24 protein-coding genes and 1 riboswitch are annotated in these 24658 nt (G+C 55.8%); of the genes, 4 read left to right on the plus strand and 20 right to left on the minus strand.

Annotated elements, in window-relative coordinates:
• Positions 1–45: 45 nt before the first annotated feature.
• The 10 genes from ELR57_RS16910 to pnuC form a co-directional block, all read right to left on the minus strand.
• Positions 46–1578 carry an MDR family MFS transporter gene (locus ELR57_RS16910; protein ID WP_126960266.1) on the minus strand — a complete coding sequence of 511 codons (1533 nt, stop codon included), beginning with the start codon at positions 1576–1578 and terminating at the stop codon, positions 46–48.
• Between the two features lie 125 nt (positions 1579–1703).
• Positions 1704–3254, minus strand: coding sequence for an MDR family MFS transporter (locus ELR57_RS16915; protein ID WP_126960330.1), 1551 nt, complete (start codon positions 3252–3254; stop codon positions 1704–1706).
• Between the two features lie 45 nt (positions 3255–3299).
• The gene (locus ELR57_RS16920) at positions 3300–3977 is read right to left on the minus strand and encodes a hypothetical protein (RefSeq protein WP_126960267.1); all 678 of its coding nucleotides are present in this window, start codon (positions 3975–3977) and stop codon (positions 3300–3302) included.
• A gap of 33 nt (positions 3978–4010) precedes the next feature.
• Positions 4011–4694: a hypothetical protein gene (locus ELR57_RS16925; RefSeq protein ID WP_126960268.1), complete on the minus strand. Its 684-nt coding sequence runs from the start codon at positions 4692–4694 to the stop codon at positions 4011–4013.
• A 12-nt stretch (positions 4695–4706) separates the two neighbouring features.
• The gene (locus tag ELR57_RS16930; protein ID WP_126960269.1) at positions 4707–5333 is read right to left on the minus strand and encodes a YhbD family protein; all 627 of its coding nucleotides are present in this window, start codon (positions 5331–5333) and stop codon (positions 4707–4709) included.
• A 120-nt stretch (positions 5334–5453) separates the two neighbouring features.
• Positions 5454–6281 carry a TIGR02452 family protein gene (locus ELR57_RS16935; RefSeq protein ID WP_126960270.1) on the minus strand — a complete coding sequence of 276 codons (828 nt, stop codon included), beginning with the start codon at positions 6279–6281 and terminating at the stop codon, positions 5454–5456.
• Positions 6282–6331: 50 nt separating this feature from the next.
• Positions 6332–6883: a riboflavin biosynthesis intermediates N-glycosidase gene (locus ELR57_RS16940; RefSeq protein ID WP_126960271.1), complete on the minus strand. Its 552-nt coding sequence runs from the start codon at positions 6881–6883 to the stop codon at positions 6332–6334.
• 3 nt (positions 6884–6886) lie between these two features.
• Complete coding sequence (locus ELR57_RS16945) at positions 6887–7774, minus strand: NUDIX hydrolase (protein ID WP_126960272.1); 888 nt, start codon at positions 7772–7774, stop codon at positions 6887–6889.
• 32 nt (positions 7775–7806) lie between these two features.
• A complete protein-coding gene (locus tag ELR57_RS16950) occupies positions 7807–8820 on the minus strand; it encodes an AAA family ATPase (RefSeq protein WP_126960273.1) in 1014 nt (337 codons plus the stop codon).
• A complete protein-coding gene (gene pnuC, locus ELR57_RS16955) occupies positions 8817–9494 on the minus strand; it encodes a nicotinamide riboside transporter PnuC (RefSeq protein WP_126960274.1) in 678 nt (225 codons plus the stop codon). The genes ELR57_RS16950 and pnuC overlap by 4 nt, the downstream gene beginning before the upstream one ends.
• 661 nt (positions 9495–10155) lie before the next feature.
• Here pnuC and ELR57_RS16960 point away from each other — a divergent pair.
• Both ELR57_RS16960 and nspC read left to right on the plus strand, forming a co-directional pair.
• Positions 10156–11397 carry a saccharopine dehydrogenase family protein gene (locus tag ELR57_RS16960; RefSeq protein ID WP_126960275.1) on the plus strand — a complete coding sequence of 414 codons (1242 nt, stop codon included), beginning with the start codon at positions 10156–10158 and terminating at the stop codon, positions 11395–11397.
• A gap of 1 nt (position 11398) precedes the next feature.
• Positions 11399–12526 (plus strand): carboxynorspermidine decarboxylase, encoded by a 1128-nt coding sequence (gene nspC / locus ELR57_RS16965; protein ID WP_126960276.1) that lies wholly within the window; start codon positions 11399–11401, stop codon positions 12524–12526.
• Between the two features lie 187 nt (positions 12527–12713).
• Here the strand turns inward: nspC and ELR57_RS16970 are convergent, their stop codons facing one another.
• From ELR57_RS16970 to ELR57_RS16990, 5 genes are all read right to left on the minus strand, one after another.
• Positions 12714–13508: an energy-coupling factor transporter transmembrane component T family protein gene (locus ELR57_RS16970; protein ID WP_126960277.1), complete on the minus strand. Its 795-nt coding sequence runs from the start codon at positions 13506–13508 to the stop codon at positions 12714–12716.
• A complete protein-coding gene (locus tag ELR57_RS16975; RefSeq protein ID WP_126960278.1) occupies positions 13486–14922 on the minus strand; it encodes an ABC transporter ATP-binding protein in 1437 nt (478 codons plus the stop codon). Before ELR57_RS16975 ends, ELR57_RS16970 begins: the two co-directional genes overlap by 23 nt.
• Complete coding sequence (locus ELR57_RS16980) at positions 14919–15542, minus strand: ECF transporter S component (RefSeq protein ID WP_126960279.1); 624 nt, start codon at positions 15540–15542, stop codon at positions 14919–14921. Before ELR57_RS16980 ends, ELR57_RS16975 begins: the two co-directional genes overlap by 4 nt.
• 112 nt (positions 15543–15654) lie before the next feature.
• Positions 15655–15766, minus strand: a riboswitch (TPP riboswitch).
• 68 nt (positions 15767–15834) lie between these two features.
• Positions 15835–16425, minus strand: a complete 591-nt coding sequence (locus ELR57_RS16985) for a Uma2 family endonuclease (protein ID WP_238162571.1) — start codon at positions 16423–16425, stop codon at positions 15835–15837.
• A 188-nt stretch (positions 16426–16613) separates the two neighbouring features.
• The gene (locus ELR57_RS16990) at positions 16614–17948 is read right to left on the minus strand and encodes a DEAD/DEAH box helicase (protein WP_126960280.1); all 1335 of its coding nucleotides are present in this window, start codon (positions 17946–17948) and stop codon (positions 16614–16616) included.
• Between the two features lie 564 nt (positions 17949–18512).
• On the opposite strand from ELR57_RS16990, the gene ELR57_RS16995 reads away from it, so the two are divergent.
• Positions 18513–20201 carry a DUF6044 family protein gene (locus tag ELR57_RS16995; protein WP_126960281.1) on the plus strand — a complete coding sequence of 563 codons (1689 nt, stop codon included), beginning with the start codon at positions 18513–18515 and terminating at the stop codon, positions 20199–20201.
• 65 nt (positions 20202–20266) lie between these two features.
• Here ELR57_RS16995 and ELR57_RS17000 read toward each other — a convergent pair whose 3' ends face one another.
• From ELR57_RS17000 to ELR57_RS17015, 4 genes are all read right to left on the minus strand, one after another.
• Entirely contained in the window at positions 20267–20635 is a 369-nt protein-coding gene (locus ELR57_RS17000) for a VOC family protein (protein ID WP_202866418.1), read from the minus strand.
• A 130-nt stretch (positions 20636–20765) separates the two neighbouring features.
• Entirely contained in the window at positions 20766–21218 is a 453-nt protein-coding gene (locus ELR57_RS17005) for a MarR family winged helix-turn-helix transcriptional regulator (RefSeq protein WP_126960282.1), read from the minus strand.
• A gap of 28 nt (positions 21219–21246) precedes the next feature.
• Positions 21247–21765, minus strand: coding sequence for a spermidine/spermine N(1)-acetyltransferase (gene paiA, locus ELR57_RS17010; protein WP_126960283.1), 519 nt, complete (start codon positions 21763–21765; stop codon positions 21247–21249).
• 102 nt (positions 21766–21867) lie between these two features.
• Positions 21868–22278 carry an NUDIX hydrolase gene (locus tag ELR57_RS17015; RefSeq protein WP_126960284.1) on the minus strand — a complete coding sequence of 137 codons (411 nt, stop codon included), beginning with the start codon at positions 22276–22278 and terminating at the stop codon, positions 21868–21870.
• 149 nt (positions 22279–22427) lie between these two features.
• Here ELR57_RS17015 and ELR57_RS17020 point away from each other — a divergent pair, with 149 nt between their 5' ends.
• Positions 22428–22919, plus strand: coding sequence for a pyridoxamine 5'-phosphate oxidase family protein (locus ELR57_RS17020; protein WP_126960285.1), 492 nt, complete (start codon positions 22428–22430; stop codon positions 22917–22919).
• A 122-nt stretch (positions 22920–23041) separates the two neighbouring features.
• Here the strand turns inward: ELR57_RS17020 and zwf are convergent, their stop codons facing one another.
• On the minus strand, positions 23042–24595 hold the full coding sequence (gene zwf, locus ELR57_RS17025) for a glucose-6-phosphate dehydrogenase (RefSeq protein ID WP_126960286.1): 1554 nt from the start codon (positions 24593–24595) through the stop codon (positions 23042–23044).
• Between the last annotated feature and the right edge of the window lie 63 nt (positions 24596–24658).

Below are 24658 nucleotides of genomic sequence, written 5' to 3' on the forward strand. Positions count from 1 at the left end.
AACCGCCAATGGGCGGTTCGTTCAGGTGCACGCTATATGCGGCGATTACGCCTCGAGCGCCTTGGCTTCCCCGATAGCTCCCCCTGGTCCTTCTTCGTCCCTCTTGGAGAGTACCTCCTTCTTCAAGAACCAGACGATCACGAATGCCGCAATCGCAAAGCCGAAGCCGATGGCGAAAATGTTCTGGAACGCATCCGAGAATGCCGCGTTCACCTTCCCGATCACGTCCGCAGACAGCCCCGCCGGAATATCTCCCTTCGCGATTGAATCCGCCGCGCCATTCGGAAGCTGATCGCTCAGTTCCATAACGCCGCTCTTGATATTCTTCGCGAGCAGGCTGCCGAACACGCTCATGCCGATGGTGGTGCCGATGGACTGGAACAGCTGGACGGTCGAAAGCGCGATCCCGCTGTCCTTCTTGTCGACCGATTCTTGTACGATCAGATTGTCTCCGCCGAACAACGCCCCGATTCCAAGGCCCAAGATAAAGAACGCAACGATAATATAGAGGACAGTCGTTCCGACCCCGATCTGCGTCATCAGGTACATGCCGATGATCGGAAGAATGAACGCAACGATAAAAATATTACGATAAGGGACGCGAGTAATCAGGAATCCGATCAGGATGCTGACGGGAATCGCGCCTGCCATTAACGCCATGTTCAGGTATCCCGAAGCGGTCGGCGTCAGTCCCATGACGTGCTGCGCGAAGAACGGGAACGACGCGAAGCCGCCCATGAGGCCCAGCATCAAGACGAAGACGAACAGCGATAGAACGACGACCGTGCGATTCTTGAACAGATGCAGCGGCACGAGCGGCTCCTTGGCTTTCTTCTCGATTCGCACGAGCAGCGCGAAGAGCAGGGCCGACAGAACGAACAATCCGATCACCCACGGAGACGACCAGGCAAGACCGCGGTTGTCGACCAGCACGGGAGCGAGCAGCAGCGACAGCAGTCCCAGCATCATCGTGAAGGCGCCTGCCCAGTCGATCGTCCGTCTCTCTTCCCCTCTCGTCTCCTTCAAGCCGAGGCTCATGATCAGCGCGGCTAGCAGACCAACCGGAATATTGATCAGGAACACCCAATGCCAGTTGATATGGTCGACGATGTAGCCGCCGACGGTCGGACCTAACAGTTGCGGCAGGAACATGACCGGGCCGATCATCGCCTGAATCTTGGCTCTCTGCTCGACCGGATACGTATCGCCTAGGATGACCATGGCAAGCGGCATAAGGCCGCCGGCGCCGATCCCTTGAATCCCTCGACCGACGAGCAGCATCGGCATCGAGACGGCGAGACCGCCGACGATAGAGCCGCCGATAAATAGTGCGATGCTCATCAAGTAGACGCGCTTGCGCCCGAACAAATCGGCCAGCTTGCCGAGAATCGGCATGAACATCGTCATTGCCAGCATATAAATGCCGGCTACCCATCCATATAGCGACAAGCCATGAAGATCGCGGATGACCGTCGGCATCGCGGTCGAGACAACCGTCTCGTCAAGCTCCGCGAAGATGAGTCCGATCAGCAGACCCGTGAGCACGAGAGCTTTGTTGTTGCTTTTAGCTTGAACCATTTTGACACCTCTGCCTTATATCGATTACGAGAACCCTTCATCGCCTTGAAGGAGTTCCCCCTTTGCGGAGATCATCGTAATCGCCTTACATGAACTGAATATGAACCGGAAGATAAAGGCAATGCCTACTTCGTCTTCTCGCTCGCGACCGCTCTTCCGGGCTTCTTGCCTGCGGCTCTCTCGGGCAGTTCCAGCCTCGATCGGCCCATGAAGAAGACGACGACCAGCGCCAGCGCGGCCGGAACGATAGCCCACTTGAACATGTGCGTGATGGAGGACGACATGGCGTCTATGATCTTATTCAGCACGTCCGGCGGAAGCTGAGCGCGCTTCTCCGGCGTCAGGGACTCTCTCAGGTTGCTGAACGAACCGCCGACTGCCCCCGCTCCCTCTCCGCCGGCAAAGGCGTCCGACATCTTCGTCCCCAGCGTGTTCCGCTGAAGGATGCCGAAGACGGTCAAGCCGACCGTCATGCCCAGCGAACGGATGAACGACATCGTCGCGCTCGCGGAGCCGCGCTGCCTCTCGCTGAACCCGTGCATGCTCGACATGCCGAGCACGGAGAAGGAGAAGCCGACGCCAACGCCGGTAATGACGAGGTACGTGACGAGCAGAGCGCGGGAAGTATCCGGTTCAATGGTAGACAGGAGGTAGGCGCCTGTCGTCAGGATGACGGCCGAGACGATCATGACGTTCCGGTACGAGGTCTTCATCGACAGGACCGCTCCGAACTGAGCCGAGACGACGGAGCCCAGCGTTAACGGCAGGAGAACAAGGCCCGAATTCGTCGCGGAACCTCCGTTCACCCCTTGAACGAAGATCGGAATGTACATCGCGAACGTGATGAACGCGGCTCCGTAGAACAACGCAGCCAGCGTGCTCGATGCGAAGAGTCTCTTCTTGAACATATCGTAGGAGATGATCGGATCCGAAGCCTTCGTCTCCGCATAGAGGAAGGCAGCGAGAAGCAGCCCGGCTCCCGCGAAGAGCGCGGTAATGAACGTCGAATCCCAAGCGTACTGCTGGCCGCCGAATTCAAGCGCGAACATCAGGCAGACGACGGCGCCTACCAGAGTCGAGGCCCCCCACCAGTCGATCCGCTGCTTCTCGTGATGACGCGACTCGTGATAGAAGAAGATGATGAAGATGAGCGATACGATGCCGATCGGAAGGTTGATGTAGAAAATCCAGCGCCAATCGATGTGATCCGTAATATAGGCGCCGAGCAGCGGACCGATCAGGCTTGAGGTGCCGAATACCGCTCCGAAGATGCCCGACATGCTGCCGCGTTTCTCCACCGGGACGACGTCGAACAGAATCGTGAAGGCGATCGGCATGAGCGCGCCGCCCCCGATTCCTTGAATCGCCCGATAAATGCTTAGTTCGACGATGCCGTTAGCCGTTCCGCACAGGATCGATCCCAGCAGGAAGACGGCAATGCCGAATATAAAAAATCTCTTGCGCCCGTACATATCCGACAGTTTGCCGAAGATCGGCATCCCCGCCATCTCCGTAACCAGATACGCCGAGGTTACCCATACGATCTTGTCATAATCGCCCAGATCGGAGACGATGGTCGCCATCGCCGTTCCGACCACGGTGTTGTCGATCGCGGCGACAAAAATCCCCAGCATGAGTCCCGCCAGGATGAGGCCGATCCGATTCCTTCTGACCATAGCCAATTGCGCTCCACTCCCGTTTCGTTTCTTCGTTTTCTTTTCCTAATCGATCCGGACTTGCTTGGCCGCCTTCGCCTTCTTGCTCAGCCTCAGATCGTCCCGATATTCCACCCGGCCGATCTCGCATCCCGGCCCGATCGTGACGCGGTTGCCCCGCACGACATCCGCGATCGTATGCTCCAGCTCGATGACATCGCCTTCGATCGTCCCCGCTCTGAGGGTTCCGAAGTCATGGGAAACGAACAGCTTCTTGAGCGACATCGCTTTGCTCTGCTTAACAAGAATATGTCCTCCGCCGATCTCCGATGCCGTCGACCCTCCGAACAGCCTCAGATCGATCCGGTCCGCGCTTAACAGTCCCTTAGCCACGATCATCCCCCTGACGAGGATCTGCTCGTATTCGCAGTTCCCTTCGACGTGGAACATGCCGCCCGTGACGTTCAGGCGGTCGCCTTGGGAGCTGCCTTGCACTCGGATCTCGCCCGTCAGCTTGGCGGTATGAGCCTTCAAGTCGCCTTCTACGATTAGCTCGCCAATGACTTTCATACTCCCTGCCGCCAGTTCCCCTTCCACCTGCGAGTTGCCGGTGCAGCTGAAGCTGTCGCACTGCGTGCGCCCGATCAGCCTGCTATCGCCTATGATCGAGACTCGGCCGAACACGCCGCCGTTCATCGTTGTTTCGCCGACCAACCTCAAATTTCCTTTAGACGGTATCGACATGGCCATCTCCTCCTTCCTCCTTTAGCGTTCTGCTTATACTTTGACCGGATTCTCTATCTTCGCTTCCGGATGCACCTTCAGCTCTTCGGCATATTCGACGCGGCCGATTCGGCAGCCCTTCCCGATCGTCACCCTGGAACCTCTAACGACCGAAGCGACCGTATGCTCGAGCTCGATAAGATCCCCTTCGATGGTATCCGCTTCGATAACGGCGACCAGCTTCGGAATCGCCCAGCTCCACATCGCGCGCCACGGGCCGGTCTTGACTCTTCTCGTGCGAATGGTCTCGCCTCCGATCTCGCGTGCGACGCAGCGCCCTTCCGCCGTGATCTCCACGTCGCCTGCGTTCAGCAAGCCTTTTACCGTCAGGGCGCCCCGAAGCTGCAATTTCTCCGCCGACAGATCGCCTTCGACGTTAAGATAGCCGTTAAGCTCGACTTCTTCCCCGCGAAATACGCCTTTTACCTTTATCATGCCGTTGATTCGGGCATTGCCGGCATCCAGCAGGCTTCCGGCATTCAACTTGCCGTCGCATTCCAGCACCTTGGCGCGAACCGTCCCATGAGACGTTGCGATTCCGTTCAAACAAAGCCTCTCGCATTCGATGTCGCCCTTCAGCTTGCTGACTCCGTCGATCCGAACCTCGCGATAGGTTCCGCCCGATGCCTGACCGATTCCGTTAATCGTCAGGTCCGGATAGGTCATCACTCGTTCCATCGTTATTCCTCCTTAAGTCAGCTTCAGCTTGAGCTGCTGGATATAATCCGTCATGGACGCCTGGAAAACGACCTTCGTTCCGCTCTCGAAGTATAATTCCACGGGAGATGCCGCCAGCGCGAACACCGGTACGCCCATCTTGCGAATGAAGATCAGCTCGCACGCCCGGCCGTCGAACTTCTCTCCGTGCTCCTTGAGCGTAAGAAGCAGCAGTTCCCCTTCGTCCAGGCTCATGGAGCCCGATTGCAGCAGCCGGTCGACCGTGTAGAACGCCAGAATCTGCTCGAATGAGTACACCGTGTTATCCGGGTCGTTCTCTCCGAAGCGCTGGAGCACCACTCGCGAAACAATGTTTCGTTTTATCAACTCATCCTTGCGCATCGGATGGTCGAACACGAACGGAGAAAGCTTATCCGCCAGCTCATCGAGGGACAGGTCATCCTTCATGTTCACGATTTTATCGATTCGGGGAAGAATGAGCTCCTTGGGAAAAAACGTCTCTTGCCCCGTAAACGTTGACTTGCGAATAAACCAATCTTCGGGAATAAGCTGCTTGCGCTTCCAGCGATACAGCTGTCCATATGAGATTCCCGTCATCTCCAGCAAATCCTTCTTCGAGATCAGTTCTCTCTCCGACATCGTCGTCACGCTCCTTGAAGTTAATGTAACATAACACTGTTACGTTGTAAATAAAACAATGAGCCCGATTTGCAACTTAGTCGCAGAATCGGGCCGCTTTAGATATTCACTATATGAGAATCAGCCGTTAAACTCTTTGGCGAAGGCCTGAATGGTTCTTCCGTCGCGGGAAGTATCCAAGACGGCAAAGCGGATCTCTTCGAATAAGAAGCCGAAGCCCTCCTCCTCCAGAAGCTCCCTCCACCATGCGGCGACCTTCGATGGATCGTTGCGAAAGACTCCGCAGCCATAGGCGCCAAGGATGAGGCGTTTGTCGCCGCGGCAGGCGAAGATCGCCAGAGCAAGCCGCATCCGATCCTTCATCGCCCGCTCCGCCTTGCCGGCGTCCTCTCCCTTAAGCAAGACCTGCCCATGGTTCACGGCGGGCAGCGTCAGCACCGAAGCGGTCATCGGCTCTTCCACTAGGCTAAAGCGATGATCGCGGAAAAACACAACGTCCGGCGAATAGATGGCATGGTCGGTGTACATCATCGACGGGCAAGCCCGATTCGCCGCGTAGTAGCTTTCGTTCCGCAGCAGCGTCTCATACAAGCCGCTAGAGGCCGCCAAGCTCTCTTCCTGCGCCATCGCCCCGTTGAGGAATCCCCCTCCGGGGTTCTTGGCGCTGGCGAAGTTGAGCACGCCGACTTGTCCCTTGCCTGCCTTGGACAGATCCGCGATTGCCTTCACGGATGCCTCGTTGGCGACCGAATACGCCGCTCTCCGCGGCAGCTTAGGCAAATCGGAAGCTTCCCTTGCCAGCGCCTTTCCTTGCTCCGGCGTTATCAGCTCGGCGCTCTCCTCCGAATGCTTCTGGGCCGCGCCGATCTCGACCCGGCGGCCTCCGCATTCATAGAACCCCTGCCGCTGAATCCGCACGGTTTCCTCTGCAATCTCTTTGCGATTCATTGTTCTCCCCTTCTTCCTTCCTACTATTCGAACCGATGCTTAGGAGTCCGTCAGCCTCTAAGGAGTTCATCCCGAACATCGGTCAACGCGAATCCGAGCAGGTTCCTGCCTCTCCATTTCGTTGGATTCTCGATATCCGGATGGGACTGTTCCATGCCGATCCCCCAGATTCGATCCAGTGGACTTGCTTCGACAAGAATTCGGCTGCCGGTCGACTTGAGAAACTCGCCAAGCTCCGAATTCTGCGAGAACTTGGCCAAGCTGCCTCTTCGAACGATCCCGTAACATTCCCGCTCCCAGACGTCGTTGTCGAAGTTCCGGACCGCTCGCCCGTAAGCTTTCATCTCCTTGGGGTGATTGGCTTTGAGGATCGACTCCAGCATTTCTCCGTCTCCGAACAACCTTGCCTTCTCGGCCATCATGAACTGTTCGGCGCACGAGTAAGCCGTCCCCTCTACTTCGAATGGGCTCCTCCACCATTGACTGAAGCAGCTCTTGTCGACGCTGCCGATCTTGGCCGGCGTGTGGCCCCAGAAGAATAGGAACTTGAATCTCTCGCCCGCGTTATGGGCCTTTCTTAACTCCTCTATCGTATACGTCATCCTCTACTCCTCCAGCCTTCTCCTGTACAAGCGGGAAGGGCGATGCCCCGCGTTCTCCGTGTAATGGTCCGTCTCCGCCACAAGCTCGGCCACTTTGCGCCGGAAGGCGGCTTTCAGCAGCTCTTTGTCCAGAATGACCTCATAAACCTGCTGGAGCTCGGTCAAAGTAAACAGAGGCGGCATCAAATTCAGCGCGATATCGGTATCGTCGACTTTCCCCCGCAAACGCTCGATGGCGCAGGCAATCATTTTCGCATGATCGAAAGCCAGCCCGTTGTTCGATACGATGGAATAGGAGGTCAACTTCGAGGTCGGCTTAGCCGTCACCGTCCGCTCCACGACGGCCGTGAGCTCCTTCTCTTCGCTGCTGAGCTTGAGTTCGTATTCCTGCGTCCGCACGTACCCGTTCTCGAGATGCTCCTTCCGCTCCCGCAGCAGCCGGTAGGTCGCCTTGAACCAGGCTGCGGCCTCCGCATCGTCCCCCGCGTTCAACTCGACCTGATCGCCATCGATCAAAGCGAGATAGCTGCAGCTGATGACCCAGGTGCGCGGATCCCGCCCGCTGTCGCTGAAGGTGTACAGCTGCTCCAGATAAACGTCATCGACCCCGGTTTCCTCGCGCAGTTCCCTCGCGGCGGCCTGCTCCGTCGTCTCGCCCGGCCGGACGAAGCCGCCCGGAAGCGCCCATCTGCCCAAGTACGGATGCGCCCCGCGACGAATGAGCAGAACGCGCAATTCTTTCTCCGGAAGCTTGCGGTAGCTGTCGGCTTCGGTATTCGTCACGGTGAAAATAACCATGTCCGCCGTCACCGACGGCCGCTCGTAATCCCCCGCCCGGTATCTCTCCAGGTATTCCTTCTCCGTAAGGCCGTCCTTATCCAACAAATCCAATGCTCCTCGACTCCTTCCGCAATCCCCGATCTTTAGTCGACTTCCCGTTCTCCGAAGTAGTTCCCGTACGGCACGAACTTCGCCAGCACCTCGTCTACCTTGCGCATTCGCTCTTCCAAGCTTCCCCTCAGCGTAATATAGGGAATCCGGCGCTCCTTCAAGTCCGCGATGATCTGCTTATGGAACACGTGGCGCTTCTGATCCCCGCTCCGGTCCCAGGTGTCGTCGTAAGGAATATCGTCGTCGCACAGGAAGAACAGATCGTACCGCTGCGCGTTCTCCAACGCGATGCGCGTCAGCTTCTCCGGCGCCTTGCCATGGTAGTCGAGCGCGAACATATAGGTCGTGATCGCATTCGTGTCCACGAAGAGGTACCGGTTCGCTTCCAGCAAGGCTCGCTCTTCCCGCTCCAGATGGCCAACCGCGATCTCGTCGAAGGCTTCGAAGCCGATTCGGCGATCCACCTGATGCTCGGTCCAATAATCGCGTCCGTATTCGCTTGCGAAGGCAGTGCCGTAACGCTTCGCCAACGCCTCGGCTATCGTCGATTTGCCCGTCGACATCGCTCCCACAAAGACGACCTTCGTGATCAGATCCCGGTAGACAAGATCGCAGACGAATTCGCGGTACTTGTACGGATCGGAACGGACCATGGTGGCCGAGATCGGCACTCGCTCGCGGGCTTCGTCCACCCGACGATCCTCGGCGCCCAGAGCGATGCTCATATGCTCGCCGTAAAACTCGCTGGAGTAGAAGTGCGTCACTTGCTCACCTTTCAGAAGCCCGAGAATATATTGTTCTTCACGGACCTCATGCTCCCGGTCGTTCGAATACCCGTCCGGACCGTCCCATGCTTCGATGACCCGGACGGTCGGATACAGCTTGCGAATCCAGTTCGCCCGGACGTGGAGCGGAATCGGGGTCACCGTCGTGTCGTAGATCACCGCGATCAGCTCGTCGACCTCCCCCAGGGCCGTCTCGATCATGAATTGATGTCCTTTGTGCAGCGGGGCGAACTTTCCCAGCGTCAAGCCAAGCTTCTTCATGCCGCGGCCTCCTTCGTTCCTTTGTTCCAATTGTAGTAGCCGTATCCCGCGTTAACGAGATAGGCGCTCCACATGACGATCATCAGCGCGCCTTCGCCGCTGCCTTCCATCGTCCGGATCACCCACAGCAGCACCGTGAACATGTTCAGAACGATATACAACAGCCACTGCTCCTTGAATCTTCGGACCATCAGGAAGGTCGCCACGATGGATAAAACAGTCGTTACGGCATCAATATAAGGAGAGTTCTGTCCCGGAATGAACGAGAGCCCGAATCCCAGCAGCAAGCTGCCGACCGCGCAGACCGCTCCCACTAGCAGAAGCGCCCTATTTTCCAGCTTAAGCATCGTTAATTTGCCATCGCGGCGATTGTTTCTCCACAGGATAAACCCGATGACATTCATGGGGACGAAGAAGAGCAAATTCAGCATGACTTCTCCGAACAATCCGTTCACGTAAGCCAAATACGCATAACCGAACGTGTTGTACATTCCGAAGACGTAGCTGCTTAAGCTGCCCTTGGCCGCGAGTACCACGCACAGCACTCCGGTAATAAATACGGTGAATCCGAAGAAGGTATCCTTAGAAAGGATCGTGAAACACACCGCTACTGCGCTGAATAAGGCCATCCATGCGATCTCGAACCGATTCCAGCCGCCCCAAACTCGTTGCATGGTCATCCCCTCCGCATCTGCTCTTCTTAGTAACAATTTGATAATAACGTTTTGTTAATATCAAAATAACAGAAATCGAGCGGGTCTGCAAGACGTTTCTTATCCCTGACTTTTGCGGATTACCCAAGTTGACTGATAAGGTTAAAAAATTTCTAGTTGCTAAATCTAGAGTTTGTGATAATATGAAACTTGCGATTTGGAAAGCTGATATTCAAAAATATTCGGGAGTCTTTCCAAGCAGATAATTTTTGACCACATCCGCAAGGAAGTTAAGGCCATACGGACAGCCGGGTCAAATGCCGATCGGCAACTTTTGTTGCCTTATTGATTGAGTTAAAAGCTCAAATTTTATAAGTTTGGTTGCACTTCGACCGATGCCTAGCATCGCACATCTAACTTGTGAAACGATCAATAAGAGTATTAAAGGCGATTATTTGCTATATAGACTCTGATACGTCACCGATATATTTTGAATATTAAGCGGCCCCCTTAGTGAGCTATGTCCCGAAGTATGTTTTCGGCGGCATTTAATATTCCTGATTATCTAAACAAGTGTGATACGCGATGAAGCGTTTATTACACTTGTTTTTTTTGTGCGATAAAAGACGGCGGCAACCATCTTGACCCCAAAACAAAACAGGAGCAAGGGAGAGCGAGAAAAATGGGAAAAGCGCTAATTATCGGTGCCGGTGGAGTGGCTTCGGTTGCCATCCACAAATGTGTTCAAAACAGTGAGGTCTTCGAGGAAATCTGCATCGCAAGCCGCACGAAATCCAAATGCGACGATCTGAAAGCGAAGCTGGACGGCGGCAAGACGAAGATCTCGACCGCGCAGGTGGATGCGGACAACGTGGACGAACTTATCGCCCTGATCAACGAGTTCAAGCCGGACATCGTCATGAACCTGGCTCTCCCGTACCAGGATCTGACGATCATGGACGCTTGCCTCGCCACCAAGACTCATTACATGGATACCGCCAATTACGAGCCGGAAGATACGGCTAAGTTCGAATACAAGTGGCAATGGGAATACCGCGAGCGCTTCGAGAAGGCGGGCATTACCGCCCTTCTGGGCAGCGGCTTCGACCCGGGCGTAACCGGCGTCTTCTCGGCTTACGCTCTCAAGCACTACTTCGACGAGATCGAATACATCGACATCCTGGACTGCAACGGCGGCGACCACGGCTATCCGTTCGCGACGAACTTCAACCCGGAGATCAACATCCGCGAAGTATCCGCCAACGGCCGCTACTGGGAGAACGGCGAATGGATCGAGACCAAGCCGATGGAGATCAAGCGCGTCTACGACTTCGCGGAAGTCGGCCAGAAGGATATGTACTTGCTGTACCATGAAGAGCTGGAATCCCTTGCCCAGAACATGCCCGGACTGAAGCGCATCCGCTTCTTCATGACTTTCGGCCAAAGCTACCTGACTCACCTCAAGGCGCTGGAGAACGTCGGAATGACTTCGATCGAGCCGATCGAATTCGAAGGCAAGCAGATCATTCCGCTCCAATTCCTGAAGGCTGTCCTGCCGGATCCGGCTTCGCTCGGACCTCGCACGGTGGGCAAGACGAACATCGGATGCATTTTCCAAGGCAAAAAGGACGGCAAACCGGTCAAGTATTACGTGTACAACGTCTGCGATCACCAAGAGTGCTACAAGGAAGTCGGCTCGCAAGCGATCTCCTACACGACCGGCGTTCCGGCCATGATCGGCGCGGCGATGGTTCTGACCGGCAAGTGGAATAAGCCCGGCGTCTACAACGTCGAAGAGTTCGATCCGGATCCGTTCATGGAAGAGCTCAATAAGTGGGGTCTTCCGTGGGTAGAGGACTTCAACCCCGTTCTGGTCGATGACGGCCAAGAAACGCCTAATAAGCAACCGGAGCTGGTTCGATAACATGCGGTTTGACGAATTGCCGACGCCTTGCTACGTCGTAGACGAGGCCCTTATCGAGAAGAACCTTAAGATCCTGAACGGAGTCATGAAGAGAACGGGAGCCAAGATCGTCTTGGCGCAGAAAGCCTTCTCCATGACGACCCTGTACCCGCTTATCGGCGAGTACCTGAGCGGCACGACCGCCAGCGGCTTGTTCGAAGCGCGTCTGGGCCATGAAGAGATGGGCAAAGAAAACCACGTCTTTGCCCCCGCTTACCGGGAAGACGAGATCGACGAGATCATCTCCATCTGCGATCACATTATCTTCAACTCCTTCTCGCAGTTGGAGAAGTTTAAAGACAAGGCGCTGCGCGCCGGGAGGAAAATCGGTCTCCGAATCAACCCGGAATGCTCGACCCAGGTCGGCCATGAGATCTATGATCCGTGCTCCGTCGGCTCCCGATTCGGAGTCAAGCGGGACGACTTCCGCCCGGAATTGCTGGAAGGCGTATCCGGCCTGCACTTCCATACCCTCTGCCAGCAGAACTCCGACGACCTGGAGACGACGCTTAACGCGGTCGAAGCCAAGTTCGGCGAATTCCTGCCGAAGATGGAATGGATCAACTTCGGCGGCGGCCATCATATCACGAGAGAAGATTACGATATCGCCACGCTCGAAGCTTGCATCAAGAGAATGCAAGAGAAGTACGGCCTCGAGGTCTATCTGGAGCCGGGTGAAGCCGTGGCCCTGAATGCGGGCTACCTCATCACTTCCGTGCTGGACCTTCATAAGAACGGAATCGACATCGCGATTCTGGATACCTCCGCCACGTGCCATATGCCGGACGTGCTGGAGATGCCGTACCGTCCTCCGCTCGCTCATTCCGGCGAGCCCGGAGAGAAGCCTTTCACTTACCGTCTCGGCGGCCAAACCTGCCTGACGGGAGACGTGATCGGTGACTATTCGTTCGATCAGCCGCTGAAGTGCGGCGATCGCTTGGTGTTCGGGGACATGGCGATTTACTCCATGGTGAAGACCAACACCTTCAACGGCATGCCGCTTCCGGCGATCGCCGTTCAAGGCAAGGACGGGGACTGCCGAGTCGTCCGCCAATTCGGATACGAAGACTTTAAGGTAAGGCTGGCGTAGAATAGCCATTCGAGTATGAAGGGGCAGCTAGCCACGGTCCTCTCGCACCGCCCAGCATGCGGGTCCGCACCAGGCGGTTCGCCAACCTTGACGAACGTCGTAATATCATAGCGTTAAGACAAAGCCCTCGGGATTGCCTATAAGCGATCCCGGGGGCTTTGTGTAGAGTATGTGCGATGCGCCAAGCTTATCGGACGTCGGTGATGGCCACCACGTACGGAAAAAGCTCGCCAGCCATTGCCGCGATGACGAATAATGCCGCCGTAACGGCCGCGAACAGGAAGTCCCGGTACGAATAACCGATGACATAATAATAGGTCCGCCCGCCTCTACCGGCAAATCGCTTCGCCTCCATGGCGACCGCGACGCGATGAGCGCGCCTGATGCTTTGCGCCAGCAAAGGAACGGCATATCGGCTAATGCTTCGATACAACTTGCCGCCCCACCCCTTCCGGACCGTGCCTCTGATCTTAAGCGCATGCCTGCGCGTCTGGAATTCCTCGACCAGAATCGGTACCATCCGGATCGCGGCCATGAAGCTATATGCATACTTCGGAGGCAGCTTCGCCTGCTGCATGAGCGAGTAGAACAGCATGACCGGTCTTGTCGTCAGACCGAACAGCAGACCGGCCGAAGCCACGCTCAGCGCCCGAAAGCCGAGATGAAGCCCCCGAAAGAAACTTTCCTTCGTGATATGGACAAGTCCCCAATCCCACCACTCGGTCTCTCCTTTGCCGAAGAACATCATGCCCGTCGAAGTGGATACGAATACGAGCAGGAAAGGCGACGCGTAGAGCAGCAGCCTTCGCCACGGGTGACCTGACCATACGAGCAACAACAGCGACAGAACGGCAACGTTAACCATAACGTTAAAGTTATGGATCAGGATGACGGCGACGAACCAGATGGAGAAAACGACCAGCTTCAACGTCGGATTTACCCTGTGCAGCCAAGTCTCTTTATGGGGAAAAGACAGCTTCATCGCGCAGTCGCCCCCTCTCTATGCGCCATCGCTTCGTACAGTAATGCTCCGCGATCTTCTCGTCGTGAGTGATCATGAGAATCGCGGCCCCTCCTGCCCGCAACTGCTCCAGCTTGTCCAACAAAGCGAACGTGCTGCTCGCGTCGAGCCCGAACGTCGGTTCGTCGAGCAGCAGCAGCCTCTGGCCGCCGATGACCGCCGCAGCTACGCTAAGCTTGCGCTTCTGCCCCGTCGACAACTGAAAGGGATGCCGGTCCGCGAGATCCCGAAGTCCCAGCCAATCCATCCATTCGTCCGCGGCTCTCCTTCGCGATGCCGGATCGTCGCCTCGGACCGCCAGCGAGTATTCCGTTTCGTCTCTAACCGAGTTCGCGACGAATTGAAGCTCCGGATTCTGAAACACGAACGCCGCCTGCCGAGCGGCTTGCTCGGTTCTCCCCGCGGACCGTCCGGCAACCTCGCAGCGGCCTTCCGTCTTTAATAGACGCATGATCGAGAGCAGCAGAGAACTTTTGCCCGCGCCGTTAGGACCGGTAATGCCGATCCAATCGCCGGCCGCAGCCGCTGCCTTATCCGCCTGGATGACGACAGTCGAGCCTCGTTTACCCTTGAATCGTTCCATGCGCAGCAAGATCGGCTGTGAAGGACCCGGCTTCACCGCCTCCGCCTTGTCCCTCAAATGATCGTCCCACGCTCCGGGATACCATATCCCGTAACGTTGCAGCTCGGAGCGATGACGCTCCAGCACTTCGTCCGGATCGCCGTCCGCCATAATCGACCCGTCCGGAGCGAGTACGACGACCCGGTCGAACAAGTCCAGCACGCCTTCGATCTTATGCTCGACGACGATCATCGTCATCTCCGGCGGCAACGCCCGGATCGTGCACCACACTTGATCGGTCCCTTCGGGATCAAGCAGCGCCGTCGGTTCGTCGAGGAACAGCACGTCCGGCTTCATGGCGAGCGCGGAGGCGATCGCCAGCCGCTGCTTCATGCCTTGGGACATGGCTTGAATCGGAGCATGCAAGTCATCGAGCTTCAATCCGACTTGGTCCATATAATCCCGAATGAGAGCCGGCATTCGTTCGCGCGGAACATTCTGGTTCTCCAGGGCGAACGCCAGCTCTTCGTCGGCATAGGGCATGCAGAATTGCGTATCCGGATCTTGAAAGACGAACCCCCATCGCTCCGGCACCTGAATGCCGTCGGCGATCATCGGAACGTCGATGCTTCCCGGAATCAGCCCGCTTAATACTTGCAGCAGGGTCGATTTGCCGCACCCGCTCGGACCGAGCAGCAGCGTTTTCTCGCCTTGGCGAAAAGCGAGAGAAACGCCCTTGAACAACAGGGCGTCTTCTCCGGCGAACTTTAATTTCAAGTTGGTTACGCTTGTCGCGACGTTTCCTTGGCTCATGCCCGGTTAAGCGCGTCGAAGTCTTCCTTGGAAGCCGGACGCAGCGCGTTCGTAACGCCTGTCAATTCGATCGCTTTGGCCAGGTAATAAGAGATGAAGCCCGCGATAACGATGCTGCCGAGCGCCCGCAAGCCGATCAACAGCGTGTAGTTCCAAGCCGACAGCGACTCGATGTAGCCGTAGCCGAAATCGAGCACGAGCGAGCCCGCCGCGGCGCCGAGCGAGGCCATCGAGACGACGCCGAGGGATGCGCTTCGCTCGCGGTACAGGAACAATAGGAAGAAAATTTCCGCGCCGAGTCCTTGCAGCAAGCCGTACCACAGCGTCGATATGCCCCAGGAGCTGCCGAGCATCGCTTCGACGCTCGCTGCGGCGACCTCCGCGAGAATGGCGACGCCCGGTTTGCGGATGACCAAGTAAGCGAACGTGCCCGCGATAAACCACATGCCGTACACCGTCTGTTCCGCATTCGTTCCGATCGGCTTGATGACGTCGTACATCGGTTCCCAGATTTTGTAGATGATGCCGAACACGACCGCGATCACGATCGTGACCAGAATGTCGGTCAGCTTAAGCCCCCGGGATTTCTTGCTTTGCGTGCTTACTCCTTGTGCCGCCATACTTCCAACGCCTGCCTCTCGGTTAATAGATTGCGTTGAAGCGCAAGCCGGTCTGAATAATAGAAAAAGCCTGCCCCGAAAAAGGGCAGGCTAGCGCACGGCATCTCACGGATGCGCGACAAAAAAAACGTCTCTACGCTGGCATTACCCAGATCAGATTCGACGGTCAGCGGCATTCGGCCGCAATCTCAGCCCGACTTCATCGAGCCCCCGTATATCGCGATTCAACTTTATATAAAGTAACCCAGCATTATCCATTTGGCAAGCGTTTTTTTAAGATAACCGCGCCGATCTAAGGACGAGGAAGATCGCTGAATAATTCGCCGACTACGAATGAAACGCAAGGCATCTTGTCCGAGGACACCGCGTCGTTCTCCTCGAACAGATCGCGCAGTTCGTAAATGCCGACTTCCATTAGCACGTACCGTTCAAGCGTCCGCGCCCTCGTATCAATCACCCAATACTCCGGCACGCCGTGCTTGGCGTAAATTTTCATCTTCACGACTTTATCCCGGGCTCTCGAGCTTGGGGACAAAATCTCTGCGACAAGATCCGGTGCCCCTTCCACCCCGCGCTCCGTGACGATTCCCGAGCGGCTGCGATGAACGAGGAGCAGATCGGGCTGAAGCACATTCTTCTGACTTAATATCACATCCAGCGGCGCAACAAAAATGAGATAATCAGTTTTGCAGCGCTGTTTAAACAGAAATTGCAACTCCCCGCTTACCGACTGGTGAGTCGCGGTAGGAGACGGCGACATCGCTTCGAGTACGCCATCAAGAACCTCGTATCGCAAGCCGTCATCAGGCATACTGGCGTAGATGTCATACGTGACCGGTTGCTCTTTCACCTTCTCTTCCTTGGCTTTGCGGAAATCCGTCACCGCTTGCCTCCTCCTTGAACGCAAACACCCTTCATTCAAACACGTCGTGTTCGGCCGAAGGGTGCTTCCCGTTTATGATACGTCCATTATCGCACAACTTGTCCGCGTGTCAATCCCGCTTTCGCGTGCTCAAACGGAGGAGAAAGTTACTTTATATCGCCTGATATTGCCGGTATTGAACATCGGAATTACTTTCCAGCATTCGTTGGCCGCCTGCGGCGATGGTTGCTTCCAGAACTCCCGGAGCTGCCGGATTTGCCGGAGCTGCCAGCGCCGCCGGGTTTGCCCGAGCTGCCGGCTCTGCCTGAGTTGCCCGGCTTGCCGGGGTTGCCGGCTCTGCCTTCCCTTGCGGCTTTGTCCTCGCCGACCGACGCCGTCTCCGCCAGGGTCATCGGGTAAGGATGCTCCTCAATGACCGGAATCCTCTGCTTGATCAGCTTCTCTATTTGCTTGAGATAAGGAACCTCTTCGCTCTCGCAGAACGAGATCGCGATTCCGCTCTGGCCGGCGCGCCCGGTACGGCCGATCCGGTGGACATACGTCTCCGGGATATTCGGCAGATTGTAGTTAATGACATGCGACAGTTCCTCGATGTCGATGCCTCGGGCCGCGATGTCCGTCGCCACCAGCAGACGAGTCGCGCCGTTCTTGAAGTTATTGAGCGCCGATTGGCGGGCATTCTGCGACTTGTCGCCGTGGATCGCCTGAGCGGTAATCTTCGCCTTCGTCAACCCGCGTACCAGCCGGTCCGCACCGTGCTTCGTCCGGGTGAATACGATGGCGCTCGCGATCGTCTTGTCCTGCAGCAGATCGATCAGCAGCGGCAGTTTGTTCGGCTTGTCCACGAAATAGACCATCTGCTCGATTCTCTCCGCCGTGGAGGACACGGGAGCAATCTCGATTTTCACCGGATTCGTCAACAAGCTGTTAACGAGGGCCGTGATCTCGGATGGCATCGTCGCCGAGAAGAACAGCGTCTGCCGCTTGGCGGGAAGCTTCGCGATAATCCTCTTCATGTCGTGAATGAAGCCCATGTCGAGCATCCGGTCGGCTTCGTCCAGCACGAGAATTTGAACGTGGCGCAGATCGGCGAACCCCTGGTTCATCAGGTCGATCAAGCGGCCGGGCGTCGCGATCAGGATGTCCATGCCTTGCTGCAACGACTGTTCTTGAGCCTTCTGCGAGACGCCGCCCACGATCACGTCGCCGCGCAGATTCGTGAAGCTAGCGTATGCTTTAAAGTTATCGTAAATCTGTATGGCCAGCTCGCGCGTTGGGGTCAGGATCAGCGAGCGGATCACGCGTCTGCCGCTCGGGCGTCCATGCGGCGCGCTCAGTTGCTGGATAATCGGAAGCAGGAATGCCGCCGTCTTGCCGGTCCCCGTCTGGGCGCAGCCGAACAAGTCTCGGCCTGCCAGCACCGGCGGGATAGCCTGCTCCTGTATCGGCGTAGGCTGCGTATAATTCTCCTTGGCAAGAGCCTTGAGGATAGGTGGAATCAACTGCAATTGTTCGAATGTCATATAATCTCCTTCTTGAAGCCTTCAGTGAAACGAAAGGGTCCATTCTTTCATTATACCCTATTAATGAAGAAGAGCCACCTTTCTGCAAGACCGTCGCGAGGAGATACCCCCGAGATCGCATTCGACTCCGGAACCTTACCTGCAATTTTCTTTGACTTTGACGTCATCATTGCTAATGGTCACGGTCGAATAGCCCGTAGCGTACTCGGTATAGGAACATATGGTTTGTCGTCTGCTTTCGCCGCGAGAATCTTTAAACTTCATATAGATTCCGCCTTCGCCGGTCACGCGGAGCTTTGGCTTGATCCTTTGATCTTGACCGGACTTTATCGCTTTCGAATAAATAACTAGAAGCACGGTAAATGGAATAATGGATTTTTTAGCCCTAACGCCCATTGGATCTTTTTCACCCCTGTCCGGCATGGTTGACAAAACAAACTTTATTATTTAGACGAAAATGGGAATATTGGGTTTCAGGTCCTTTATTATTTTTAACAATTCCGATCTATACTGAGAGAATGCGGACCAAGTTCCTTAAGGAGTCCCTGGATAGGTTGGGTGACCATGCTTCCTTTATCAGCAAAATTAACCAAAGAGAGGCCTGCTATCGGACTCTCTCTACTCCTCATTCTCCTTTATCTCTCGCCTCTTTTCCTCTTGGGGGAGAACGCGCATCTTCGGGTCCACGACAATATGGACTCCAACATCGCTTGGTATAAGGTGCTGGTTCGAAGCCATGAGCTGTTCGGCTCCCTGGACGCCACGATCCCTCAGGTCATGAACGGCCTGCCGCGAGGCGCCTATGGAACGGAATTCAGCGGCATCGTCTGGCTGCACGCCCTATTCCCTTCCATGCTTGCTTACGCCCTTAGCCAAACCGTAACGAGAGTCGCGGCTTTCTTCGGGATGTATTTGCTGCTGCGCAAACACTTTATTAAAGGGCCCGAAGTCGGCCTTATTCGCGTCGGCGTTGCGCTTGCTTTCGCCTTGACGCCATTCTGGCCGTCCGGCATGTTAAGCACGCTGGGGCAGCCTCTGGCGCTATGGGCATTCCTGAACATCCGCAAGCGAGAGATCTCCTGGAGGGAGATCGCCGTCCTTATTCTGCTTCCCTTCTACTCCAGCTTTGTCCTCGGTTTTTTCTTCTTCCTGACGGGGATGGGCGTGATTTGGCTGCGCGATCTGATCAAGAAGCGCGATTGGAACCCGGTCTTTCTCGGGAGCATCGCCTTGATGACCGGGGTCTATCTGGCGATCGAATATCGGCTGCTGCATGGATTGGTCTTCACGGAGGCCCCCACCAGCCGCTCGGCCTTCTTCCAATCCACGGTCGGCCTTGGACGTACTCTGTACCTGGCCTTCGTAAATTTCGTATGGGGCCATATGCACGTCTTGACCATGCACATTCTGGTGATCCTGCCCATCCTATTTATCGCGCTGCGTGTCGTGTTCGTCCAGAAGAGCCAGAAAGCAAACAAACTGTTTATCTATTTGCTAGGGCTGAATATCGTTCTGTCGCTATGGTACGCCTTCTGGTTCTACAAGGGATGGCAGCCGCTCAAAGAAAAGTTCACGATCCTGACCACGTTCGACTTCGGCCGGTTTCATTTTCTGCACCCTCTGGTCATCTACTTAAGCTTCGCGCTGGGCTTGCTCATTCTCTGGAGAACGGGAGAGAAGTGGCAGAAGCGGGTTCGCATCGCCTTGGTCGCGCAGGTCCTATTCCTCTTCGTTTGCAACGACGAGGTCGTTTATCGGGCCTACGGGGAGCCTTCTTTTAAACAATTCTTCGCGGTCGACCAGTTCCGGGAGATCAAGGAATACATCGGGAAGCCTCAGCAGGATTATCGCGTAGCCAGCATCGGGCTCAACCCTTCCATCGCGCAGTACAACGGCTTCTATACCCTGGACAGCTACGTCAACTACTACCCGCTTGCGTACAAATACCAGTTCCGCCGAATCATCGCCAAGGAGCTCGATAAGAATCCGACGATCGAATCCTACTTCGATCATTGGGGCAACCGATGCTTCCTGTTTGTCAGCGAGCTGGGCAAGAATTACGAGTTTAAAAAGGATTCCGGCAAAGAAATCCACCAGTTGGAGCTCGATACGGAAGCTTTCAAAGCGATGGGAGGACAGTACATCTTCTCGGCCGTGCCGATCCGGAATGCCGATGAAGACGGGCTTCGATTGTTGAAGACCTTCGACAGCTCCGAGTCTGCTTGGAGGGTCTACCTGTACCAGGCGAAGTGAGGCTAATAACAGCTAACAAGGCCATCCTCTTCGGGATGGCCTTGTCTTGGATTCTTCGATTTGCCTTATAAATGTTGAAGACCGATCCGGTTGCCTTCGCTGTCCAGGAACATCCCCAGATAGCCTGCGTGATCGCCTGCGAAGGTCTTCTGCATGATCACTTGTCCGCCGGCCTCGTTGACTCTGGATAGGATAACGGCCAAGTCCGGACTCCCGTCAAGAAACAAGGAGACTCCTTCCTCTGATGGCGTATGGTTAGGTCCCTTCACCAAAGCCCCTCCATTGGTCTGCTCCCGAACCGGGAAGAACGCGTACTCCGAATCCCCGATAGGCATCGACGGCAGCTCCACCTGAAGAATCCGCTGGTAGAACGCTTTGGCCCGCTCCATATCCGACACCGGAATCTCCGCCCAAATAAACAATCGCTTCAACATCTCCTACATCCCGCCTCTCGTTCCTCTTTGTCCTTACGCAAATAAAGACGAACGAGCAGCCGGAAAATCATCGGTTCCGCGAAGCGCTTCGGACTTAAGTTTCGCCCGCTCTTCCGACCCTCTTCGCGGATCAATACTCCCTCTTATTCCCCTTCTTTACGAACTCCCAATCGACCTCGACGTTCCTTCTCACTCTTTGAAGATAGCTTAACAAAGCTTCCGCTTCGTGTTGATCGAACCCGGCTAACGCGACCCGCTCGGAATGGTCCCCTTCTCTCTTAAGGAAAGAGGAAGCTTGATCTCCTTTTCCCGTGGTAAACAGCCTTTTGATTTTTTTGTTCGTTTGGTCGTCCTTCCTATGGATGAACCCCTGCGACTCCAGCTTCTGGATGGCGCGAGCGGCCGTCGTACGGTCCACCTTGACCATGTCCGCAAGCTTCTCTTGAATAATCCCCGGGTTCTCATGGATTCGAATCAAATATAAATATTGTCCTTTGGTAAGGGCGATCTCCTTGAATTCCACGTTGCTTATGGAATCCAGCGCCCTTGCGATCATGCCGATCTCCCGAAGAATCTCCTTCATCCCGTTCCCTCGCCGTCCCATCGCCCGATCACGATAGCGTTTTGGTCATAATGTAGTCGAGCTGTTCCTCATCTCCCATGAAGAAAGAGTGGGATCCCGTTTGAATAAAGCCCAGCTTCTTATAGAAAGAGATGGCATTCTCATTCTTCTCCCAAACGCCTAGCCAGACTTGCTTTTTATTCAGAAGCTCCGCTCTTTCCATCGCTTTGCCGATCAAATGCTTGCCCAGGCCTTGCTTCTGGAACTTGCCGCCGATATAGATCCTCTCGATCTCCAGCGCCTCTTCGCCCAGATTCTCCGTCTGAGAATCGCCGATGTTTACCTTAAGGTATCCGGCGACTTCCGTGTCCGCTTCAATGAAGTAGAATTCCGAAGACTCGTCGGACAATTCCTCTTGCAGTCGCTTCAAGGTATAGGCCCTGTTCAAGTAAGCCTTCAGATTCTCGGCGGAATTCTGATGCTCGAAGGTCTCCGTAAACGTCTCGACACTAATCTTTTGAAGGATTGACGTGTCTTCGAGATGAACCTTCCTAATGTTAATCAGCATAGAACGCGCGTCACTCCCTCCAACTAAGCTGAATCAATTATGTTGCAAATGCAACAAAAATGCAAGCGGAGCAACCCTGTTTCCATAAGTCCTCTCTTATTCTTAATCCAACAGCTCCGGATTCATCTCCACCTGTTCGAGCATGTGCCCGATGTTCCCTTCGCCCGCAAACAAGCTGCTATCGAAGAAATCCTGCTCCAGATCGGACCAGTACAGTTCGTTCTCATCCCCGAACACGTCCGCGTCCCGCTTAAGCCGGCCGACATACACCTCGACATAGCAATCCTGAACGTAGTAGGTGAAGTCCATCAGATGGCGCAGCGAGATATCCTCTCTCGTTATCCCCGTCTCTTCCCGCAGCTCCCGGTAAGCCGCCTCCAGTCCGGGCTCCCCGCTCTCGATTTTGCCGCCGACCAGATTGCTTAACCCCTTGTATGGATCTTTGAGCCGCTTGCACATCAGCAATCTCTGTTTGTCGCGGCTGTACACCATGATGACGTTGTATCCTTGCATGCCGAGTCTCCTATCGTATGGGGATCTAGTGCTTAACGTATTCGTTCAAGCTGCGGAAGAATCCTCCTGCGGAGGCGACATTCGGTTTGACGGAACGCTTCGAGTGCCATACTAATCGAAACCTATTACCCATAAGGAGAGAAAACGAAATGAACCCTTCTACTGACGAGGACCAAGAAGCGATCGAGAAGATCCGCGAACTGATCAAGGATATCGACACGGCGATGCTGACCACCGTATCCGATGAAGGGCTGGTGTCGCGGCCTATGAAGACCCAGGACGTGGAATTCGACGGCGACCTCTGGTTCCTGACCAAGAAGGATACCGGCAAGTTCCATGAGCTGCTTCGCGATCGCCAGGTCAACGTGGCCTATGCGGGCAAGTCATTCGTCTCCATTCGAGGTGTAGCCGAACTCGTCGACAGTCCCGAGAAGCTGAAGGAATTCTGGAACCCGGCTTATGAGCAGCTTCTGGAAGCTACCGCCGACGATCCGGATCTCGTTCTCATCAAAGTGAGAGCCGATACCGCCGAGTATTGGGATACCGGCAACAAACTCAAGATGGCGAAATTCCTGTTCCGCAGACTGATGGGCAAGAATACGGAAGGAACGGAGATCAACCGGCTTGTGGAATTCAAGTAGGGACGCGGGCGCAGGGGCGGGGAAAAGAAAGACCAAAAAGCCGGCCAAAGGCCGGCTTCCGCATAGGGGTCTACTCCCTCTATTCGCTCTATATTCGCCCTCTCTTCGCCCTCTCTTCGCCCTCACTTGCCCGCGTTGCTCACCCAGATGACGTTGTCCTCTTCTTGCCCGTTCACCGGCCACCAGAAGAATCCGTCCTCCTCCAGCAGGCGATCCGCTTCTTCCGGTCCCCAGGAGCCGGCCGGATAGAAGATGGGTTCGCTCGTACCGCTCTTCCAAGCCGCGGCGATCGGATCGACGAGCTTCCAAGCGACCGCCAGCTCATCCCAACGGGTGAAGTACGTATGATCCCCGCGCGAAGCGTCGTAAATCAATCGCTCGTAAGCTTCCGGGGTGTTGATGCCGATCTGGCAGCTCTGGCAGAATTCCATCGCCACCGGCTGGACCGTCATGTCGTTGCCCGGCTTTTTTGCGTTGATCTTGATGTAGATGCCCTCCATCGGATTCACGCGGATCACGAGCAGATTCGGCCTTAGCTCCTGCTTGCTCGCGAACAGGACGCGGTTCGGCACGTTCTTGAACTCGATGACGATCTCCGTGGACTTGACCGGAAGCCGCTTCCCCGTGCGGACATAGAAGGGAACCCCCGCCCAGCGGAAATTATCGACATAGAGGCGCGCGGCGAAGAACGTCTCCGTATTCGAGTCGGAAGGAACCGATTCCTCCTGCCGGTAGCCCTTGATCTCCTGCCCTCGGGAGATCCCTTCCGCGTATTGGCCCCGAACGATCCGCTTGCGGATCTCTTCCTCCGAATCGAACCCCCGAATGGAACGCAGCGCCTTGACCTTCTCGTCGCGGATATCCTCCGATTCGAGCCGGCTCGGCGGCTCCATCGCGATCATCGTCAGCATCTGCAGCATGTGGTTCTGAACCATGTCCCGCAGCGCGCCCGACTTGTTGTAATAAGCGCCGCGCTCCTCCACTCCCACCGTCTCGGACAAGGTGATTTGCACGTTCGCGATGGAGTTGTTGTTCCAGAGGGGCTCGAACATGGCATTGGCGAACCGCAGCACCTCGATGTTCTGCACCATCTCCTTGCCGAGATAGTGATCGATGCGGAACACCTCGTTCTCCTGGAAAACATGGCGGATCTCTTCGTTCAGCCGCTCGGCGGACGGATAATCGTAGCCGAACGGCTTCTCGATGACGAGCCGATGCCAGCCGCCGCTGTCCAGCATGCCCCCGTCGCGCAGATTCCTCGATACGGTCCCGAACAGCTCGGGCGCCAGCGCCAGGTAGAACAGCCGGTTGCCGGGGATCTGATAGCGCGTTTCCAGCTCCTCGGTATACGCTTTAAGCTGCCGCATGCCCTCCACGTTGCCGATATCGAGCGATTGATAGCTGAACCGGTCGGCGAAGCTTCTCCAGGCTTGTCCTTCTTCGGCCTTATACCGGCAGAATTCCCGGATCGACTCCAGTACGTCATCCTTGAATTGCTCATGGGTGCGGGGTCTTCTCGCCAGCCCCACGACGGCGAAGCGCTCGCCCAGCTTGCCCTCCCTATATAAGCTGTACAGGGCAGGAAACAGTTTGCGGCGCGCCAGGTCGCCCGTCGCCCCGAATATAAAGTAAACCGCGCCTTCCGCGGCCAACGCTTCCAAGCTCTTCTCGTTCATAGTCCACATCTTTCCTTAGTCGAAGGATTGGGATTGCCCGCTATGAGTTTAACATAATCACCC

It is taken from the genome of Cohnella sp. AR92 (assembly GCF_003990975.1).
Taxonomy (GTDB): domain Bacteria; phylum Bacillota; class Bacilli; order Paenibacillales; family Paenibacillaceae; genus Cohnella.

What these genes read in the sequence shown, in the direction of transcription:
- pnuC (WP_126960274.1), bottom strand. Translation starts at nt 9,494, where the DNA reads ATGCAACGAGTTTGGGGCGGCTGGAATCGGTTCGAGATCGCATGGATG.
- ELR57_RS17000 (WP_202866418.1), bottom strand. Translation starts at nt 20,635, where the DNA reads ATGTTGAAGCGATTGTTTATTTGGGCGGAGATTCCGGTGTCGGATATG.
- ELR57_RS17005 (WP_126960282.1), bottom strand. Translation starts at nt 21,218, where the DNA reads ATGAAGGAGATTCTTCGGGAGATCGGCATGATCGCAAGGGCGCTGGAT.
- ELR57_RS16940 (WP_126960271.1), bottom strand. Translation starts at nt 6,883, where the DNA reads ATGACGTATACGATAGAGGAGTTAAGAAAGGCCCATAACGCGGGCGAG.
- paiA (WP_126960283.1), bottom strand. Translation starts at nt 21,765, where the DNA reads ATGCTGATTAACATTAGGAAGGTTCATCTCGAAGACACGTCAATCCTT.
- ELR57_RS16950 (WP_126960273.1), bottom strand. Translation starts at nt 8,820, where the DNA reads ATGAAGAAGCTTGGCTTGACGCTGGGAAAGTTCGCCCCGCTGCACAAA.
- ELR57_RS16935 (WP_126960270.1), bottom strand. Translation starts at nt 6,281, where the DNA reads ATGAATCGCAAAGAGATTGCAGAGGAAACCGTGCGGATTCAGCGGCAG.
- ELR57_RS16970 (WP_126960277.1), bottom strand. Translation starts at nt 13,508, where the DNA reads ATGAAGCTGTCTTTTCCCCATAAAGAGACTTGGCTGCACAGGGTAAAT.
- ELR57_RS16990 (WP_126960280.1), bottom strand. Translation starts at nt 17,948, where the DNA reads ATGACATTCGAACAATTGCAGTTGATTCCACCTATCCTCAAGGCTCTT.
- ELR57_RS16920 (WP_126960267.1), bottom strand. Translation starts at nt 3,977, where the DNA reads ATGTCGATACCGTCTAAAGGAAATTTGAGGTTGGTCGGCGAAACAACG.
- ELR57_RS16930 (WP_126960269.1), bottom strand. Translation starts at nt 5,333, where the DNA reads ATGTCGGAGAGAGAACTGATCTCGAAGAAGGATTTGCTGGAGATGACG.
- ELR57_RS17015 (WP_126960284.1), bottom strand. Translation starts at nt 22,278, where the DNA reads ATGCAAGGATACAACGTCATCATGGTGTACAGCCGCGACAAACAGAGA.
- ELR57_RS16910 (WP_126960266.1), bottom strand. Translation starts at nt 1,578, where the DNA reads ATGGTTCAAGCTAAAAGCAACAACAAAGCTCTCGTGCTCACGGGTCTG.
- ELR57_RS16960 (WP_126960275.1), top strand. Translation starts at nt 10,156, where the DNA reads ATGGGAAAAGCGCTAATTATCGGTGCCGGTGGAGTGGCTTCGGTTGCC.
- ELR57_RS16980 (WP_126960279.1), bottom strand. Translation starts at nt 15,542, where the DNA reads ATGGCGGCACAAGGAGTAAGCACGCAAAGCAAGAAATCCCGGGGGCTT.
- ELR57_RS16925 (WP_126960268.1), bottom strand. Translation starts at nt 4,694, where the DNA reads ATGGAACGAGTGATGACCTATCCGGACCTGACGATTAACGGAATCGGT.
- ELR57_RS16975 (WP_126960278.1), bottom strand. Translation starts at nt 14,922, where the DNA reads ATGAGCCAAGGAAACGTCGCGACAAGCGTAACCAACTTGAAATTAAAG.
- ELR57_RS17020 (WP_126960285.1), top strand. Translation starts at nt 22,428, where the DNA reads ATGAACCCTTCTACTGACGAGGACCAAGAAGCGATCGAGAAGATCCGC.
- nspC (WP_126960276.1), top strand. Translation starts at nt 11,399, where the DNA reads ATGCGGTTTGACGAATTGCCGACGCCTTGCTACGTCGTAGACGAGGCC.
- ELR57_RS16995 (WP_126960281.1), top strand. Translation starts at nt 18,513, where the DNA reads ATGCTTCCTTTATCAGCAAAATTAACCAAAGAGAGGCCTGCTATCGGA.
- ELR57_RS16915 (WP_126960330.1), bottom strand. Translation starts at nt 3,254, where the DNA reads ATGGTCAGAAGGAATCGGATCGGCCTCATCCTGGCGGGACTCATGCTG.
- zwf (WP_126960286.1), bottom strand. Translation starts at nt 24,595, where the DNA reads ATGAACGAGAAGAGCTTGGAAGCGTTGGCCGCGGAAGGCGCGGTTTAC.